The following is a 17,964-nucleotide window of genomic DNA, read 5'->3' on the forward strand; positions in this document are numbered from 1 at the left end:
AGCCTATTTAATTTTTATACGATGTCTATTTAGCCACGATCTCATGCTTTTTCTGAGGAGAATCGTGTTCGTAGCGGTGTCTTCGGTAAACTCCATTGGACGGCAGTTCATCGAAGTGAACACCCATCGCTTCCACGATGGTTAAATTCACGCCATCGACCTTGCTTTCCATGTAGCTATTTCCGGTGTGAATTGGTTGATTAAAGCGAACGGTCACGGCTTCACCTGGCTGAATCCAGATATTTTGATGAGTTTTATGGCTCTCCAAATTGCGCACTTGAACTTGCACACGCTCGCTAGAATCACTGCGCAAGGTTAAGGTCTCGATAATCGCAGGTTCTCCCTCAAAGCTGTAACATTTCTGATCATTTGGGCTCAAGGTCATGTCAGTAAACATGCTCCTGTAGTAACCCCGTATGAAGGGGTCCAAATCATCTTGTTCCAGGGGGAGTTCTCCAGATTTCTTGAGAAAATTGGCAATGTTCTGCATTTCTTCAGCATGCTGCACCTTACGCTTATTTTCGTAGTAATCATAAAAAGCCATTTCATCTTCAGTCCACGCATGTCCTTCTCGATAGTCTCCGGAAAACGGTACCAAGAGGTCAATCCATGCATAGAGCTTATGAAAATCTTCTTCTGACAACTTAACATCGTGGTGCCCGTCTTCGAGCATTTTTACCAAGGGGCTCTTGGCCGATCCTGCAAAATATGGTGGTAGTTCAGTCGGACGGGACATTTGACTGATCCATGAAACAATTCCCTTCTCTGGAGTCCTAGAGAGATAACTCCCGCGCGGATCTTGTGAAGCTCCTGTTAGATTTAGATACGAGCGTGTCCACTTGCGCTTATTCTTGTTCTTTCCATCAGTCTCAATCCCGCGCAAATCCATACGTTTTTCATCACTGCCATCATGGCATTCGATACAGTTTCGATCCAAGATAGGCTGAATCTCTTTGATAAAACTAAATCCGCGGGGCTTACCATAAAAGGGCTTAAGAGTCTGAATCCCGTGTTTCCACGCCAAGGTATCTTCTTTTTCGTAGGGATAAAAATTTTGATTCGTTTTATCATGGCAGCCGACACAGGACTTCTGTTCACCCGGTCGCAGTGTATCCCAAGTTCGAGTCGTCTGAATCACTTGTCCTTTAGCATTTAGGATTTGGTGGTATTGCGAGACCATAGCAGGTACTTCTACCAAGACTGAGCCATCTTCATGAATATCCGCATCGCCCAGAATGCGTTTCACATCCCAAGTTGCATTACCGATACTCATAGGTGTACTATTCATTGAGCCACCACCTTCGCCCCCATTGATTTTCGCCCCCATCGGAGCAGCACGGTAATCAATCTCGACGACACGTAGTTTCTTAGCTTCGCCACGGGGAATGTCCTCGAGTCCAATTCCTTTATAGACATCATGCACATAGTATGTACCAGTGCCTTTGGTGTAATCTACCGTATCAGGGATGTGTTTAGTCTGAGCTTTTTGCTTCATCGATACCATGCGATAAACACCCAAGTCAGCTGAACGATGCAGTAGCTCGCGATCGCCATCAGCATTCATCCAATACAAACCATAATGATTGGATGAAATGAAGCCTTTGTATCGCGTATAGTGCCAATGGGGATCAAAGCCGTAGTCCGGCTGATAACTAATGAGAAATTCTTCTTCACTGAGTGGGTATGGGTAGCGAAACTGATCGCCTTCTTGCCCCCAACGATCTTTTACCACTGGAGATTTTCTACCGAGGGCTGGATCGTATCCATGTTCACGTTTGGGAGCAATGAGGTGTAAACCATGACCTTCATCACGACCTTCTTTGACATCAATAATCGCCAGTTTGCCATTCTGACCAGTATGGTGCCCAGCGGCAATGGCCATGGTTTTATGTGAACCAGGGATAGGTCGCACGTGGAGCAATGAAGTTGGAAACCATGAATTCCCACCGTAAAATGCCCGTTGTGCCTGCCCGTCGGGATTCATTGTAAAAACAGGATGAGGAAAAAGTTGTGCGCGGTCACTGTAATCCCAGCGAGTGTAAGACAAACGACCATTGGTCAGTAGTTGCGGGTAAATCGTATGCACCTGATCGATCGCTAGACGGCGCACGTAGCGTCCTTCACCATCCATGCGGTAGAGATTACTGATTTCCGATTTCCAACAAGGTACACTCTGCTCTGGACGCGTGGACACGAATACTAAGTCACCATCAGGTAAGTAAACTGGTTCATAATCTGCTCGACCTAAGCCAAAAGTCAGTTGCTTAGTTTTGCCTTCTGCGAGGTCATACTCATAGATATGGTAGTCATCTAGTCGATCTGATTTCTTCCAAGCGAAAGCCAGTTTTTTATGATCAAACGAGAGATCGACATCGCGCATCATACCGTGTGGATCATCTAATAATACTTGGCTGGATCCATAGCTCGAGCCAGGTTCAAAATTCAAAGTAGTGAGTCGTGCTCCAGCATCAAAAAAGCGCTCCGCACGGGCATCGGATAATCCTTCGGTGTATCCAAAAAAGCTATTGCGAATCGTTTCACCCTCGGTAAATACAAAAGGTGCCCATTCTTTTACTACTGAAGAAAGGCGTTCAGTTCGTCGTTTATTACAGAGTTCCAAATAGTCCTTAAGTGACGATGCTTGGCTAACACCATGGGCCTTAAACAAACGACTAAGCACTTCGTCCCGTTGCTCTGGAATCACGATCTTCCAAGCATCTTTACCACCGTCTTGTAGCACCCAATCGGTGAGTATTGGAAAGTCGATACTGAGTTGAAAAAAAGTTTTTTGATAGGCTTCGCTTAGCTCCTCGTTCTTCAGGTCAGCGTACTCTTTTGGCGCTGCTGTCAGAGCTTGGGTAAAATCCTCTACTGAGGGTGCTGAAAATGCGATTGGAGTCGTCAATAAGTAAGCAGCTAACAAACCTATAGTTTTTATGATGCTCATGTTTCCTCTCTACGGTTTTGTCGGGGGCAGAAGAATTTCTGCTCCCCAGGTTAAAATACGTACTAATTTAGTATTCAATGCTGCCTTATTCACCTCTTGGTCGAGCGTTCTTCTTGATGTCGGCTTTGAGGTCATCATAGACTTTCTGTAGTCTTGCGACAATTTCCGGATGTTGGTCGGCCAAATTGTTTTTCTTCTCGCCAAGATCTACAGAGTTGAATACTCCCATTATGCAGGGCTTCTTCTTATGCTTGTTTTCTGCATTCGTCACAGTACACAGCGTGGCAGCCACCACACATATAATCATTGTCTTTAAAATAGTATTCATTATTATTTCTGACCTTTCTTGGCAGGGTCCTTGGCAGGATCGTAGCCCGGGTTCTCGGTGGGCATATTGGCATCGATCGTCTCGAGATACGTCATCATCGTCTTCTTCAGTTCCGCGGCCTTCTCGGGCATCGCCGGTGCCAGGTCGTTTTGCTCGGCGAGATCCTTGCCCAGATCGAACAACATCGACTGCTTCGTCTCGTAAAAGTAGTGAAGTTTCATGTCGTCTCTGCGGATGGTGGTTGCAGGGGTGCTGTTCTTGCGGTGCTGATAATGCGGCCAGTGAAATACAAGAAAGTCGTGCGGGCGCTTCACGGGAGTGCCGTCCGGCGCCCTGAGCAGATGCTTGAAACTCCCGCCTTCGACCTTCCCCGGCAATTTCCCTATACCCAGTATGTCGCAGATCGTCGGGTAGATGTCGTAACCGATGACCGCCCGCCGCGAAACACTGTCGCCTGCTATACCCGGGCCGGCGACGATGAACGGGACACGAATACCCGCTTCCCAGACTGTAGCTTTGCTGCCCCGCAGCGGACCATTGATGTTTGATGCGTCGAAGGTCGGGAACGTACCATTGTCGGCCGTATAGATGACATAGGTATTGTCCTGTATACCGAGCTCCTTGATCTTGTCGAGTGTCTGACCAATTGCCGCATCCATGTCGTGAATCATCGCCGCGAATCGTACATTCTGGTGCCGCTTACCGACAGGGGTCTGCTCAAACGTCTTCGTTGTCTCTGGCTTTGACTGATAGCCGAGGTGCGTGGCGTAGTGCGAGATCTGCAGATAGAACGGCTTGCTTGCCTGTACTTGCTTTTCCATCCATTCGTTACCGCGTTTCGTGATACTGAATGCGCGCTTGGGATCGTCCGGCAGGTTGCCTTTGCCTTGTCCATTTTGCGTCGCACCGTCGCCGGCATCGAATCCATGCGCTTCGGGCCCGCCACCACTCAGATGCCACTTGCCAAAGTGCGCGGCCCTGTATTGCGGCAGGTTCTGTTTGATGATCTCGGGCAACGTAACATCTTCGCTCGGCAAGGCATTGATCTTCTTTGCCGGGATCATGCGATTCCCCTCATAGAACGGACCCACGTGGCGGGCAATATCGGTGAACTTCAAGCCTGCGGGACTCCGACCGGTCAGCAGCGCAGCACGCGATGGCGAGCAATTGGGGTGCGATGCATAGCCGTCAGTGAAGCGCATGCCCATCTTTGCCAGGCGTTCGAGGTTCGGCGTCTGAAAGAAGTCGCTCTTCGATTCTGAGACGTCGGGATCATACAGAATCGACGTCGTTCCCCAGCCCTGATCGTCGGTGAGGATTACGACGAAGTTCGGAAGCTCCGCAGCATGGGCAGTAACGGCAAAATTACCAAGAGCAAACAGAAACGAAACAACTAACAATACTAGATTTTTTATAATACTCATGATTACTCTCTATGTTTTTGTCGTTGTTTGTTCTTTGGTATGGCGCGTTCGGCCCATTCGTCATATTCTTTGATCAGTTCACGCATCACTTCGGGATGTATCTCAGCCAGATCATCCAGCTCGCACGGATCCTTTTCAAGATCGTATAATTCCCACTTCGGCGGCGTAGGCTCTTTCTTCGTGTAAACAATCTTCCACTTACCACGCTGAACAGCCCTCGCACCCTGGTGATAATAGCAAAGCGTGCGCGGAGCCAACGACTTGCCCAAAAAAGTCGGAACCAAGCTCACGCCTTCCATCGGCTGAATGTCGTTGTCGTTGTAGCGTTTTGGATACTTCGCACCCGACAACTGCAGCATCGTCGGCATCAGATCGATAATATGCGCCGGATCGCGCACCCAACGGTTTACTTTCTCTATCTTCGGCCAGTGAATAATAAAAGGCGTTACGATGCCCCCCTGATGCGTAAAATGCTTGTACATTCGATACGGCGTGTTTCCAAGGTTTGCCCAGGCCGAGCCATACGACATGTAGGTTCCCGGTTGCCCTGACTGATCCAACTCTTTGCCTGTGCGCAGGATATTCTTTCCAACTCGCGATCGGACATCAAAGCCAAAGGGCCCCCACTCATAGCAGGCACCGTTGTCCGATAAAATCATGATGACCGTATTTTCGTACTGCCCGCTCTTTTTCAGCTGCTCGACAATCCGACCCATGCCATCGTCCACATGCTTTACCATCGCCGCATAGATCGCCATGCGATAGGCAAGATCTTCCTGACGATCTTTGTCTAAGGAATCCCAAGCCGGGTTCGGCTTCCCGGGAAAGCCATTGGCAATCTCATTCTTATCGGTCGGCACGAGCGAACGTGGCGGAAGCTTCCAGCTATCGCTATCGATCAGCCCGATCTCCTTCAATTTTTCAAACCGCTTTTCGCGCAATTCATCCCAGCCCTTGCGATAGGTCGGAACAAAGGACTTCACCGACTCAATTGGAGCATGCAATGGAAAATGAGGCGATGAGTGTGCCAAATAAAGGAACCACGGCTTCCTCTTCTTTTCGGCCTGTCCCATGAACTCGATGGCATAGTCTGTAAAAACATCCGTCGCATAGAATTCACCGTCGTCATATTTTAGTTCCGGCTTCCGCCCTCGTGGAAGCCGCCTATATCTTTCCTGAATCCATTGGTCCTGCGAATGGCCACCCGGATAGCCATAAAACTCGTCAAAACCGCGATCCGTCGGCAAATGGCCAACATGCCACTTTCCTACTCCATAGGTTGAATAGCCATGGTTTCCAAGCACCTCTGCCAGCGTCACGCAATCCGCCACCAGCTTGCCGCTCCCGTTCAGAAGTCCTGCCTGTCCCGGATGTAACCCCGTCAACAAAGACCCCCTGGTCGGAACGCAACGCGCCGAGTTGGTCATGCCAGTGAAGCGCAAACCCTTCTTTGCCAAACGGTCGATGTGCGGCGTCCGAATCTCACTGCCATAGCAGCCGAGGTCACTGAAGCCCAAATCATCAAACAATACCAATAAAATATTGGGCCGCTTGGCAGCCATAATCGCTGCTTCAGCTTTTTGCAGTTCCTCTGCAGTGGGCGGCACGAGAACTTTTGGCGGCTTCGGTGCTTTTTTAACTTTCTTCTTTTTAATCGTCTCCTGAGCATTTGCGAAAAGCGCAAAGCTCAAAAATGCTAGTACTAAAAGTTGAGTTCTCTTTTTCATATTTATCGTCATTCTATAACAAAATTGTTCTAATTCATGTTATACGAATCGGCAAAATTGCTCCCTTCTAACAAGCAATGCGAAATAATGTTGAATAAATATTCTATTCAGAACTGATACTAAGCTTGTGCGTCACTCAGTAGCAGAAATCATTTGTTCGCCAGGTTGAGGCATTTTGAGTGTGGGTTCACCTTCGATTAGACCTAGCTTAGCTAAGAATTTATCTGATTCAATGAGCAGGATATCTGACCATGGTTGATAAATCCAAAAGGCATGACCCTCGTTTTTAGCGATCTTAAGTTCGACATTTTTTACACCCATTTGAGTGAGCTTTTTATGAGCTTGATTCCAGCCCTTTAACCAAGGATCTTGATCGCCAAAGAGAATCAGTGAGGGTGGGAACTTATCATTTAAATGACAAAGTACATCAACTTGTGGATCTTCATGATCGCGCTCAGTGAAAGCGGGATTATAGCCGATGTAGGCCACGATAGAAGTGTCGATATTTTTCGAGTCTGTGGGATCATTTAGACCTTTTGTATTCAAGGCCGCCAAGAGGCTGATGTGACCGCCCGCCGAATCTCCACCTTTAATCATATACTGTTGATGATCTTTAATGGCTGTTTTAGAAATGAGTTTCCCTACCTCATTACCAGCTGGCCAGAAGAAACTATGGCCCATAAAAAGAGAATTGTATCCTGTCTTTCTTTTTGAATCTCCAGCAAGTAAGGATAGCGTTGAAAGTACTACTAGAAATGTGATAATATGGATGCTTTTTCTTTTCATCTTAAATTCTCCAGCTTATTAATTGTTTTAATTTATATTAAATGAAGCTTTGTGGGGCAAAACCTGCCAGGTCTCCGTTTTTTTTTGATAAAATTAGTACTACTCCTCAGCTGCATTCCACGCAGTATCGATGATGTATTGATTTGGGTAGTTATTACCATCAAAAAACCTTTCTGGATGACTTAAAGTATTGGGAAAAGACCGAGTGCTGACATGTCCGTCGCCATGTAGATAATTAAGCTTATAGTTTTTTGGATCATGTGGGAAAAAACCTTTAATTCCACCATCCAGTCCGTGGGTACTATCTGCATTAGTAGGGCCATATTTCTCAGTGATGTAGCCTAGAGTGAAAGTTCCCTGAGTGCCACCATTACCAAGTTGATTCCATTGATTTTGAAATTCAGTCATGCTGATGAAGCGTGAAGGTTTGTTTATTTCAGTAAGCTTTAGAGACCAAGCTACTTTAGGGGTACTAGTATCCCCATCATGATTGGTAAAACTCATCACACCAAGAACTGAACGGTCATTGTTGAAGTGCCTAGATACACTGTAAGATTTGAGGACGCGTTTTCCATCAAAATATTGAATATTGGCGGGACATTGATAGAGCTCATAAGCTTTGTTTAAATTATCATCTTCTTGAAAGCTACTGGCGTTCATATCAGTTTCAGTTAAGTTTCGACCATCATAAGCTCCTAACAGATCATCCCATGAAATATCATCATCCTCATCTTTCCCCACTGGAAAGTATCCATTGTTGTCGTCGTGATATAGGGCAAAAGCAAAGAAAATTTGTTTTTGTTGATTCATGCAGACTACAGTTTTTGCAACTCTCCTTCCTCTATTTAAATGTGGAATAAGCAAGCTTACGAGTATACCGATAATTGCGATGGCGACTAAGAGTTCTAGTAGCGTAAATGTTTTTCTTTTTATCATAGATTTTTCTTTTTATTTTAATATAAATATATATGTAAGTTATTTTTTAAAAAAAAGTTGCAACTTTGTATTTATATAAACAAACGCAGTGGGAAAAGCTTTCTAACATGTTTTATAACAAGAAAACCTATCTTTAAAAAATAGAACTCCAGGAACATTAAAGATGGTAGTTTTTGAATTAAATATTGAGAGTGAGTTATGCCGTCCCTTCGGGACTCCTTATTCTTTCAATGACGCATAGACCTAGCACTTCCGTGCCAGGTTAATGTATGGCGTGCCTTCGGCACTCAACAATTAACCACAATGAGTTCTATTAGCACTTCCGTGCTAGGCTGAGTTATATCGTCACGCTAGGACTCTCAAATTATTGTTGTATTTGAATGCCGAAGGCATGATATAGTACGCCTATGCGTACACAACATCAGCGAGGTGAAAGACCTCGTCAGGGTTGACCGTCAGCCCTGTAGTCGAAGTCAACTGCGTCGTTGTGAAACGGGGTGGGTAGTAGGGCCTAGACGAAATATCAGTCCGTAGGATGACGAACGCGTTTCGGCCGGTCAGGGTGTCGAGCCTGCTATATCATGGCGAAGACCAGAGAGCGGGAGGAAGAGCTGCGTAGCCTGAGGGCGAAGTAAGCCAACTGCTCAAGTTATACACGCTGAAGAAAGGCGGAAAGAAAAGCGGTGTATAGACGCTGACAGGTGTTTGGTGACGGAATGGTGTGAAGGTGTTGTGGATCAAGTAGGGAGACCTGTGTGGGCAGTACGGATTAATCCGCCACGCAGGAGTCAGAGCCCTCATAGTAGCGATGAAGGTGGTGAAAGTCACTGGAGCAAAGGGGGGCAGGAAGGTGAAACTGAGAAGAAAAGAATAGAAGGAATATAAGAATGTCAGAAATGGCTAAACAAATATTACGACGAGATGAACGCTTTGTTGAAATACAAGCGTGGGCGTCACCTTCTGTCTGGACGGATCAGATGCTGAAAACTCTTCATAGAGGAGTTGAAAGAGGCAAGTGGTACAGCTTATCAGATAAGCTGATGCGTAAGAATAATATTATGGAGGCTTGGGAGAAAGTGTGTTCAAATAAGGGCAAACATGGAGTGGACATGGTATCAATCGAGCGCTACGAATCAGAGCTGGAGTATAATAATGCTAAGCTTCTCGAAGAACTGCAAGATGGAAGGTATGATCCCAGTGCAGTGCGCCGAGTGGAAATCCCAAAAGGTGATGGTCGAAAGACCAGACCTCTGGGAATACCCACAGTGCGTGATCGAGTAGTCAAACAGCTCTGAAACATGTGATAGAGCCGATATTCGATATCGACTTCTCGCCCTACAGTTTTGGATTTCGTCCAAAGCTGGGTTGCAAGGATGCACTTAGACGAGTGAATGAATTGTTAAAGCAGGGCTATCTCTATGTTATGGATGCCGACATCCAACGCTACTTCGATACTATACCACATGAGAAACTCATGAGTCGAGTCAAGGAAAAGATCATTGATGGTAAAATTCTTGATCTGATCGAACAATTCCTCAAAGCCAATATCTTTGATGGTCTCAAACATTGGGAACCTGAAGAAGGTACACCGCAGGGAGGAATTATCAGTCCTCTGTTAGCAAATATCTATCTTGATCCCTTTGATCACAAGATGACCGAGGCTGGATTCGAGATAGTGCGCTATGCAGACGATTTCCTGATCATGTGTAAAAGTAAAGAATCAGCCAAAAGGGCATTGCGCAAAACGCGAAGATGGATGAAAGCCAATGGGCTGAAACTTCATCCAGAAAAAACGCGAATTGTCGACATGACAGAGAAGTGCGAGTACTTCGAGTTTCTCGGATACCATTTCGAGAGAACGCGAAATACACATCGCATTAAACGTTGGCCAAGGAAGCAGAGCCTGAAGAAATGCAAAGATGCCATACGCAAGAAAACGAGGAGAAGCAATAAGGACTCAATAGAGGACATAATTGCTTACCTTCGGCCAAATCTTCTCGGATGGTATCAATACTTCAAGCACTCCACTGTGTATGCAATGCGAGGTATAGATGAATTTACACGCAGAAGACTGCGCAGTATTATAGCCAAATATAATCGCAAGAAAGGTTCTCATCGCATGATTGATACTCGTAAATACAATAAAGCCTACTTTACAGATCTAGGCTTCTTTTCACTGGAGGAAGCCTGGAAACTGGAATTTCAGTCTCTTCGGAGTAAGCACTGACTGGAGAGCCGTATGCGGGAGAACCGCACGTACGGTTCGGAAGGAGGGGAGACTCCGCAAGGAGTCTTCCCTACCCTTATGTACGCCTATGCGTACACAACATCAGCGAGGTGAAAGACCTCGTCAGGGTTGACCGTCAGCCCTGTAGTCGAAGCCAACTGCGTCGTTGTGAGACGGGGTGGGTAGTAGGGCCTAGACGAAATGCCAGTCCGTAGGATGACGAACACGATTCGGCCGGTCAGGGTGTCGAGCCTGCTATATCATGGCGAAGACCAGAGAGTGGGAGGAAGAGCTGCGTAGCCTGAGGGCGAAGTAAGCCAACTGCTCAAGTTATACACGCTGAAGAAAGGCGGAAAGAAAAGCGGTGTATAGACGCTGACAGGTGTTTGGTGACGGAATGGTGTGAAGGTGTTGTGGATCAAGTAGGGAGACCTGTGTGGGCAGTACGGATTAATCCGCCACGCAGAAGTCAGAGCCCTCATAGTAGCGATGAAGGTGGTGAAAGTCACTGGAGCAAAGGGGGGCAGGAAGGTGAAACTGAGAAGAAAAGAATAGAAGGAATATAAGAATGTCAGAAATGGCTAAACAAATATTAGGACGAGATGAACGCTTTGTTGAAATACAAGCGTGGGCGTCACCTTCTGTCTGGACGGATCAGATGCTGAAAACTCTTCATAGAGGAGTTGAAAGAGGCAAGTGGTACAGCTTATCAGATAAGCTGATGCGTAAGAATAATATTATGGAGGCTTGGGAGAAAGTGTGTTCAAATAAGGGCAAACATGGAGTGGACATGGTATCAATCGAGCGCTACGAATCAGAGCTGGAGTATAATAATGCTAAGCTTCTCGAAGAACTGCAAGATGGAAGGTATGATCCCAGTGCAGTGCGCCGAGTGGAAATCCCAAAAGGTGATGGTCGAAAGACCAGACCTTTGGGAATACCCACAGTGCGTGATCGAGTAGTTCAAACAGCTCTGAAACATGTGATAGAGCCGATATTCGATATCGACTTCTCGCCCTACAGTTTTGGATTTCGTCCAAAGCTGGGTTGCAAGGATGCACTTAGACGAGTGAATGAATTGTTAAAGCAGGGCTATCTCTATGTTATGGATGCCGACATCCAAAGCTACTTCGATACTATACCACATGAGAAACTCATGAGTCGAGTCAAGGAAAAGATCATTGATGGTAAAATTCTTGATCTGATCGAACAATTCCTCAAAGCCAATATCTTTGATGGTCTCAAACATTGGGAACCTGAAGAAGGTACACCGCAGGGAGGAATTATCAGTCCTCTGTTAGCAAATATCTATCTTGATCTCTTTGATCACAAGATGACCGAGGCTGGATTCGAGATAGTGCGCTATGCAGACGATTTCCTGATCATGTGTAAAAGTAAAGAATCAGCCAAAAGGGCATTGCGCAAAACGCGAAGATGGATGAAAGCCAATGGGCTGAAACTTCATCCAGAAAAAACGCGAATTGTCGACATGACAGAGAAGTGCGAGTACTTCGAGTTTCTCGGATACCATTTCGAGAGAACGCGAAATACACATCGCATTAAACGTTGGCCAAGGAAGCAGAGCCTGAAGAAATGCAAAGATGCCATACGCAAGAAAACGAGGAGAAGCAATAAGGACTCAATAGAGGACATAATTGCTTACCTTCGGCCAAATCTTGTCGGATGGTATCAATACTTCAAGCACTCCACTGTGTATGCAATGCGAGGTATAGATGAATTTACACGCAGAAGACTGCGCAGCATTATAGCCAAATATAATCGCAAGAAAGGTTCTCATCGCATGATTGATACTCGTAAATACAATAAAGCCTACTTTACAGATCTAGGCTTCTTTTCACTGGAAGAAGCTTGGAAACTGGAATTTCAGTCTCTTCGGAGTAAGCACTGACTGGAGAGCCGTATGCGGGAGAACCGCACGTACGGTTCGGAAGGAGGGGAGACTCCGCAAGGAGTCTTCCCTACCCTTATATATAGCCCAATGGCGTGAGCCTTGGGAAAAATGTGTGTCTCCCAAAAAGAGAATGCCGACGGCATGACATAATATAGCCTAATGGCGTGAGCCTTGGGAAATCTGTGATAAAACAAATTGTGAATGCGGCCGGTATGATATAGGGCCCTATGTCGTCCCTTTGGGACTCGTTATTTTTGTTGCGTGTAGACCTAGCACTCCCGTGCTAGGCTAATGTATGTCGTGCCTTCAGCACTTAAATTGAAAGTGGTCGGTATGATTATTCAGCCGCAGATGTTTTTCGGTAATCACCTTTGGGGTTGCCGTCAAAGTTCGTGCAGATACGAGCTGGATCTATTTTTTGGAGCTTAAAGTCCTGCAGGCGTTTTAAGTCCTTATCCCGTTTCTTGGTTAGCGCAGAAATTTTAGTCTGATCATCGCCACTTTGCTGAATTAACTTTTCATGTTTGGCCTTTATATCTTCCATTTGTGAAGCGATATTCTTGTATTGGGCATCAAAGACATCGTCAATTTTTTCACCCCCGACTTTCTCTAAATAAGCATCTAGTTCTTTACTAAGTCTTGCCGCGACTTCTGGCATTAGCTTAGCCAGATTGTTTTTCTCGCTTAAATCTTTGTCCAGATCAAAGAGTATTTCCTCACCGGTGTTGAGTTGGCGGATTAATTTATATTTACCGCTCCTGATAGCTGTTACAGGTGGCATACGCGCGTAGGGCATATGGAAAATAAAAGCTTCTTCAGGGCGAATAATCTGGCCCTCATTTCCTTGCTCAAAGATACTGCGTAAACTTCCTCCATCGAGGTTCTCGGGCAAGGGTTCGGTAGCCCCAACTAGATCATGAAATGTGGGTAAGAAGTCCCAATGATTCAGCATGACGTCACACTGTGAGTTTTCTGGGATATTCGGTCCGGCAACAATCATAGGAACGCGTAATCCGCCTTCAAAGAGATTGCCTTTTTTTCCTCTTAAGAGATGAGGCGTAAGAGATACCCAACCGCCATTATCAGAAGTAAAGATGATATAGGTCTTGTCCCTTACTCCCGCTTTATCCAGAGCGTCGAGAACGCGGCCAACGCTGATGTCCATCGACTCAATCATCGCCGCCATCTCTTGCTGTTTCTTATTTGTGCGTGCATCACCTTTTGGTAGGCCAGCAGCTTTCTCTTGGTATTTTTTTAGACCAGCAGCAGTACTGGTGATGGGCCCATGTACTGTGTAGTGTGAAAGCATAAGGAAAAAGGGCTGTTTACCTGCGTACTTTTCAATGAATTTCTCCGATTTCTCGGTCAGCGAAAAAACCTGCTTTAGGTCTTCCGGTCCCACGGTGTCACCATTGTTGTAAAAGAAATTTCCCTGGTTGTCGTTGGTGCCGTGCTGATCGTCTACCACATCATAGCCAAAGCTTGAAACGGGCTCGTGTATACCTTTACCAAACAGTGCGGTAATATAGTTTTTGTTAGTTCCTTTGAGTACGTCTGCCAAGCTAGTTTCATTAGCCCATGATTTTCTTTTACTAATGTTTAAGGGGTTACCATTATAGGTGTAGCCAAGTCGTACCGGAGATTTCCCGATCTGTATACTTTTTCGCGCCGGAGTACAGACGGATGCAGGCGCATAGGCATTTGAAAAACGCATACCCCTTGCCGCAAGCTTTTCGATATTTGGTGTTTCGAAAAACTTTGCAATTCATTGCTTATGCTTCGGTCCATCAAGACGCTGGTATTATCCCAGCCAAGATCGTCGATGTAGATAAGAACAAAATTTGGAGCTTCTTTTGCAAAAGCGTTTGGGTGACCAAAAGCATACAGTAAGGCGACCGCCGTTAAGAAGCCTAGGTTTTTTATGATTCTCATGATTCCTCTCTATGGTTTTTGTCTAGAGCAGAAGCATTACTGCTTCCCAGCTTAAAGTATGGATTAAATTTGTATTCAAAAAGGCCCCCTTTTAACTCCTCACCACAAAGAGAAAAGAGGGGGCACAAGGAGATTTATTTCTTTTTTTTCTTAGTTTTCACTTTTTTAATTTTTGATAGGGTCAATTCTTCTATAGTGTAGGGCTTCTCTCTTTTTTTGGACCAGCCGCGAATTTTTGCGGTTTCCGCAATCGTAACGGGCTCTGCCGTATTACCAAAAGAGCGACGTACATAAGTTGAAATGGCGGCGATCCACTGATCATCATTATTGCCCATGGCGGCCATGGGGCCTGGATAATTTTTACCATCAATCGGGCCAGTTAAGCCCTTGAGTAAGATTTCTACAAAAGGTCGAGCACTCTTATCATTCACTCTTGTGGAACCCGCTAAAGGTGGTGCCATGGTCATTTTCCCACCGGGGATGGCGATGCCCTTGGCGTCGCCACCATGACAACCAATACAAAGGCTAGTATAAATGCTTTGTCCTTGGGCAAAAAGCTCCATTTCTGTCTTGTTGAGAGGTCTTAAAGACACGCTATTGGCGAACTTTGCTTCACCCGGCCAGGTAAGGCAACCATGGAGGGGGGATAATTCTACAGCGTCGTAGTTTGCCGCTTTGATTTCTGCTAAGGCCTTTGGCTGCTTTTTTAATTTGATTAAAGGCAAGGGAATAGGGCGCATTTTCTGCCCAATATAGCTATTGCCAACTGTCAGCCCCTTGAGCAAAGACTTGCCAAAGGTCCTGTCCGCCACGGCGATTAATTCTAGGTATTCTTCGACCTGCTTAGCTTGAGCGTTAGAGACAATATATAAACTGAGGTATTGGGGTAGGAAATGTTCCTGCTTAGTGAATTTTTCATCATTGCTGATCGCTTTTAAAAGGCTCATTGCCTCAGTGGAATTTAAAGTAATGAGTACCGACTTCGCCACTACTTCACTGCCGTGGTTTTTACCCAAAGCCGCTAAGACCCGCTGATTCATTCCCTTTCTTGAGGCATTTCCTTGTTGGTAAAGGCTCAGGCTCATTAGTTTTTGTGCGGTGATCGCAATAGAATCCGTGGCCGAGGCTTTGGTGAGCTCTTCGATAAAAGCCGAGTCAGAATCATCGATCAAAGCGTCACTGGCTCTCAGAGCAGAAAGTACGACTTCCTCACTGGGATCCTGAACCATTTTCAAAGCTAAATCCTTGCTCCAAGCACCCAGCCCCTCTAAGGCCCAAAGAGAATGAACTCTTGACCATTCATTATCGCTCGTTTCAAGATTTTTCTTTAAGAGCTCAACTGAATCTTCTTTATTTCTGAGGATTAAAAGCTTTTGAGCTTCATCACGCCACCAGCCATTGGGATGCCCTAAGGCTGCAATGAGATCCTCTGTGGAGGCCGTCGAAAACTTGGGTAATGGCCCTGGTTTAATGTCATTGTTGGTGAGGCGGTAAATTCTTCCTTTGCCGACAAACTTTTCAAAACCTCGACGTTCGATCTCTTTTCTTAAATAGGAACCTTCGCGCGTCCAATTACCCTGTTGAATGATGCCGCGATACATATCGGCGAACCAAAGAGTACCATCGGGAGCAGTGTAGGCATTTACCGGACGGAATAAAGGATCTCTGGAAGCAATAAATTCGGCGCCCTCAAAAAGATTACTTATGTAGTTGTAGCCATCCTTATATTCGACTTTTGAGCCTCTGATCAAGCGACCAACGGGCTCGCAGGCCCAGTAAGTATTCTCCAGTTCTTTGCCGAGGCGATCGCCTCTAAAAAAAGTTTGGCCACAGACTGCGGTGAAGTAGCGCAAGGTCCCTTCTTTGTCTCTATTGATGCCACGTCCGCCTTGGGTATCCAGAGTTCCAGTCATAGGGAAAACAGCTTGATAGTTCTCATCTTGACGGACAGAGCTATAGATATGCGGATGCTTGCTGGCAAATTTACTTTCTTGTAAATAATGAGTTTTGACGATGTCGGAAATAACGGGAACGGTATTGGTTGTATTGAAGCGTTCGCCGCGGTTATTTGTCGTGTGTCCCCACTGACCTCGAAAAGGAACTCTACCTTCGATGAGTTTACCATCTTTATAGCGGTAGCGGATGGATGATTTACCATTGTAAATCCAATTGTCTAAAGTCCACTGCAAGCCATTAATTATATGCTCAACATTCTGCTCTTTTTTACCAAAGTTTTCTGAGATAAGATCCTTTTTGTCAGCGATGCCATCCCCATCTGTATCTTCACAAAGCCACAAGTTGGGCGGTTCACCAATAATGACTTTTTTGTCTAATACGAGTATGGCTCTAGGTAGAGTTAGCTGGTCGAGATAAACTGTTCTCTTGTCCATTTTGCCATCGCCGTTGGTGTCGACTAATTTAGTGACTCTAGACTTAGGTGTTTTTTCATCGCGGGCATTCGCGTCGAGCATGTAGGTCAGCATTTCTGCAACATAGAGTTCACCATCGGGGCCCCAGGCCATACAGACGGGTTCTTCCACCATGGGTTCAGCCGCCACTAAGTCTAATTTGAACTTGCTGGGGACTTCGATCTTGGCCATAGATTCCTTGGCATCGAGATGAACTGGGGTCGGATCTTTAATGACATTTTCAGTATTTACGGTGCCGAATTCTGCAGCAGATACCGAGCTCAAAAGACTCGTGATTAATAAATGGGCTAATTTCATGTATGATCCTCTACTTATTGGACTGAGTCTGCTGTGTCATCAGCTTCTCTGTCACCTAGTGCATACTGTAAGCCACGTATGTAATGATCGACAATTTTTGGATTCCAATAAGCCGATTCATTGTGTCCAAAAGTGGCATAGAAAACTCGGCCTTGATCCAATTTTTTGCACCATGAGGTAGGGTACTCACGACTTAGGTCGAGATCAACTCTTGCTCTCTTGCCATCGGGGCCTCGATCACCAGGGACTGTTTTGAGCTTGCCATTGGAATTATGAGTGTTGACTTTTTCTTTGAGGTGAATTCTGGTGAGAGTTTTGAAGTTCCCTTTTTTATAAGGTCCTTTATGGAGATAGAGCTCATCCTTTATAGCGAAATTTTCGCCGTGAAAACACTTATTCAATGGATTGCTGTGATCGCAAACTTCGATCTTCCAGGTCCCGGTTTTTCCCCATGGGTGACAGTCAAAATGACCACCCCACATTTCTGAATACTCAGGCCATTTTTCTTTGCCGCCATCAGTGGCAGCATGACAACCAAAAAGCCCGCCGCCATTTTTAACAAAGTTGATGAAAGCCTGGCGATTTTCGTCTTTTCTAAAAGCATGCTCAAGGCCCGTGGCGTTTAATACGCAAATGGCATCGAATCCACTGAGGTATTCTTCGGTCCATTCTTCGGGATTGTTATTGATGGTAACTTTGAAGAGCTTGAGTTTCTCCTCGATGAGCTTGAGCATTTCTTCCCCGATTAGGCGAGAGTTATGCTTAAAGCCATGACTTTGACTATAAACAATGATTTTTCGTTCTTTTTTAGGCGTCTTAATGTCTGCCGCAAGGATAGCTTGTTCGACTTTTTTTAATTCCTCCGCAGTGGGAGGGACGAGGACTTTTGGTGGCTTCGGTGCTTTTTTAACTTTCTTCTTTTTAATCGTCTCCTGAGCATTTGCGAAAAGCGCAAAGCTAAAAAATGCTAGTGCTAAAAGTTGAGTTCTCTTTTTCATGTTTATCGTCATCCTATAATA

14 protein-coding genes are annotated in these 17,964 nt (G+C 45.6%); 5 read left to right on the top strand and 9 right to left on the bottom strand.

Going from position 1 to position 17,964, the window contains the following annotated elements; genetic code table 11:
* Positions 1-25: 25 nt before the first annotated feature.
* From LNTAR_RS07490 to LNTAR_RS07515, 6 genes are all read right to left on the bottom strand, one after another.
* Positions 26-2,947, bottom strand: a complete 2,922-nt coding sequence (locus LNTAR_RS07490) for an HzsA-related protein (RefSeq protein WP_007278064.1) — start codon at positions 2,945-2,947, stop codon at positions 26-28.
* An 85-nt stretch (positions 2,948-3,032) separates the two neighbouring features.
* Complete coding sequence (locus tag LNTAR_RS07495) at positions 3,033-3,275, bottom strand: hypothetical protein (RefSeq protein WP_007278065.1); 243 nt, start codon at positions 3,273-3,275, stop codon at positions 3,033-3,035.
* Positions 3,276-3,277: 2 nt separating this feature from the next.
* Positions 3,278-4,699 carry a sulfatase gene (locus LNTAR_RS07500; RefSeq protein ID WP_007278066.1) on the bottom strand — a complete coding sequence of 474 codons (1,422 nt, stop codon included), beginning with the start codon at positions 4,697-4,699 and terminating at the stop codon, positions 3,278-3,280.
* 2 nt (positions 4,700-4,701) lie between these two features.
* A complete protein-coding gene (locus LNTAR_RS07505) occupies positions 4,702-6,426 on the bottom strand; it encodes an arylsulfatase (protein ID WP_007278067.1) in 1,725 nt (574 codons plus the stop codon).
* A gap of 132 nt (positions 6,427-6,558) precedes the next feature.
* Complete coding sequence (locus LNTAR_RS07510) at positions 6,559-7,212, bottom strand: alpha/beta hydrolase (protein WP_007278068.1); 654 nt, start codon at positions 7,210-7,212, stop codon at positions 6,559-6,561.
* Between the two features lie 99 nt (positions 7,213-7,311).
* Positions 7,312-8,148 (bottom strand): type II secretion system protein, encoded by an 837-nt coding sequence (locus LNTAR_RS07515; RefSeq protein ID WP_083799986.1) that lies wholly within the window; start codon positions 8,146-8,148, stop codon positions 7,312-7,314.
* A gap of 708 nt (positions 8,149-8,856) precedes the next feature.
* Here LNTAR_RS07515 and LNTAR_RS27120 point away from each other — a divergent pair.
* The 5 genes from LNTAR_RS27120 to ltrA all read left to right on the top strand — a co-directional run bounded on the left by LNTAR_RS27120 (position 8,857) and on the right by ltrA (position 12,284).
* On the top strand, positions 8,857-9,033 hold the full coding sequence (locus tag LNTAR_RS27120) for a hypothetical protein (RefSeq protein ID WP_007276686.1): 177 nt from the start codon (positions 8,857-8,859) through the stop codon (positions 9,031-9,033).
* Positions 9,034-9,035: 2 nt separating this feature from the next.
* On the top strand, positions 9,036-9,443 hold the full coding sequence (locus tag LNTAR_RS27920) for a reverse transcriptase family protein (protein WP_007278070.1): 408 nt from the start codon (positions 9,036-9,038) through the stop codon (positions 9,441-9,443).
* A 5-nt stretch (positions 9,444-9,448) separates the two neighbouring features.
* Entirely contained in the window at positions 9,449-10,375 is a 927-nt protein-coding gene (locus LNTAR_RS07520; protein WP_238527741.1) for a reverse transcriptase domain-containing protein, read from the top strand.
* Positions 10,376-10,764: 389 nt separating this feature from the next.
* Positions 10,765-10,941, top strand: coding sequence for a hypothetical protein (locus LNTAR_RS27125; protein ID WP_007276686.1), 177 nt, complete (start codon positions 10,765-10,767; stop codon positions 10,939-10,941).
* Between the two features lie 2 nt (positions 10,942-10,943).
* Complete coding sequence (gene ltrA, locus LNTAR_RS07525) at positions 10,944-12,284, top strand: group II intron reverse transcriptase/maturase (protein ID WP_007278072.1); 1,341 nt, start codon at positions 10,944-10,946, stop codon at positions 12,282-12,284.
* A 340-nt stretch (positions 12,285-12,624) separates the two neighbouring features.
* Here ltrA and LNTAR_RS07530 read toward each other — a convergent pair whose 3' ends face one another.
* From LNTAR_RS07530 to LNTAR_RS07545, 3 genes are all read right to left on the bottom strand, one after another.
* Complete coding sequence (locus LNTAR_RS07530; RefSeq protein ID WP_007278073.1) at positions 12,625-14,001, bottom strand: sulfatase; 1,377 nt, start codon at positions 13,999-14,001, stop codon at positions 12,625-12,627.
* Between the two features lie 352 nt (positions 14,002-14,353).
* Positions 14,354-16,945, bottom strand: coding sequence for a DUF7133 domain-containing protein (locus tag LNTAR_RS25355; protein WP_007278075.1), 2,592 nt, complete (start codon positions 16,943-16,945; stop codon positions 14,354-14,356).
* Between the two features lie 14 nt (positions 16,946-16,959).
* Positions 16,960-17,943 carry a ThuA domain-containing protein gene (locus LNTAR_RS07545; RefSeq protein WP_007278076.1) on the bottom strand — a complete coding sequence of 328 codons (984 nt, stop codon included), beginning with the start codon at positions 17,941-17,943 and terminating at the stop codon, positions 16,960-16,962.
* Positions 17,944-17,964: the final 21 nt, after the last annotated feature.

Origin of the sequence: Lentisphaera araneosa HTCC2155 (genome assembly GCF_000170755.1) — a bacterium.
GTDB lineage: Bacteria > Verrucomicrobiota > Lentisphaeria > Lentisphaerales > Lentisphaeraceae > Lentisphaera > Lentisphaera araneosa.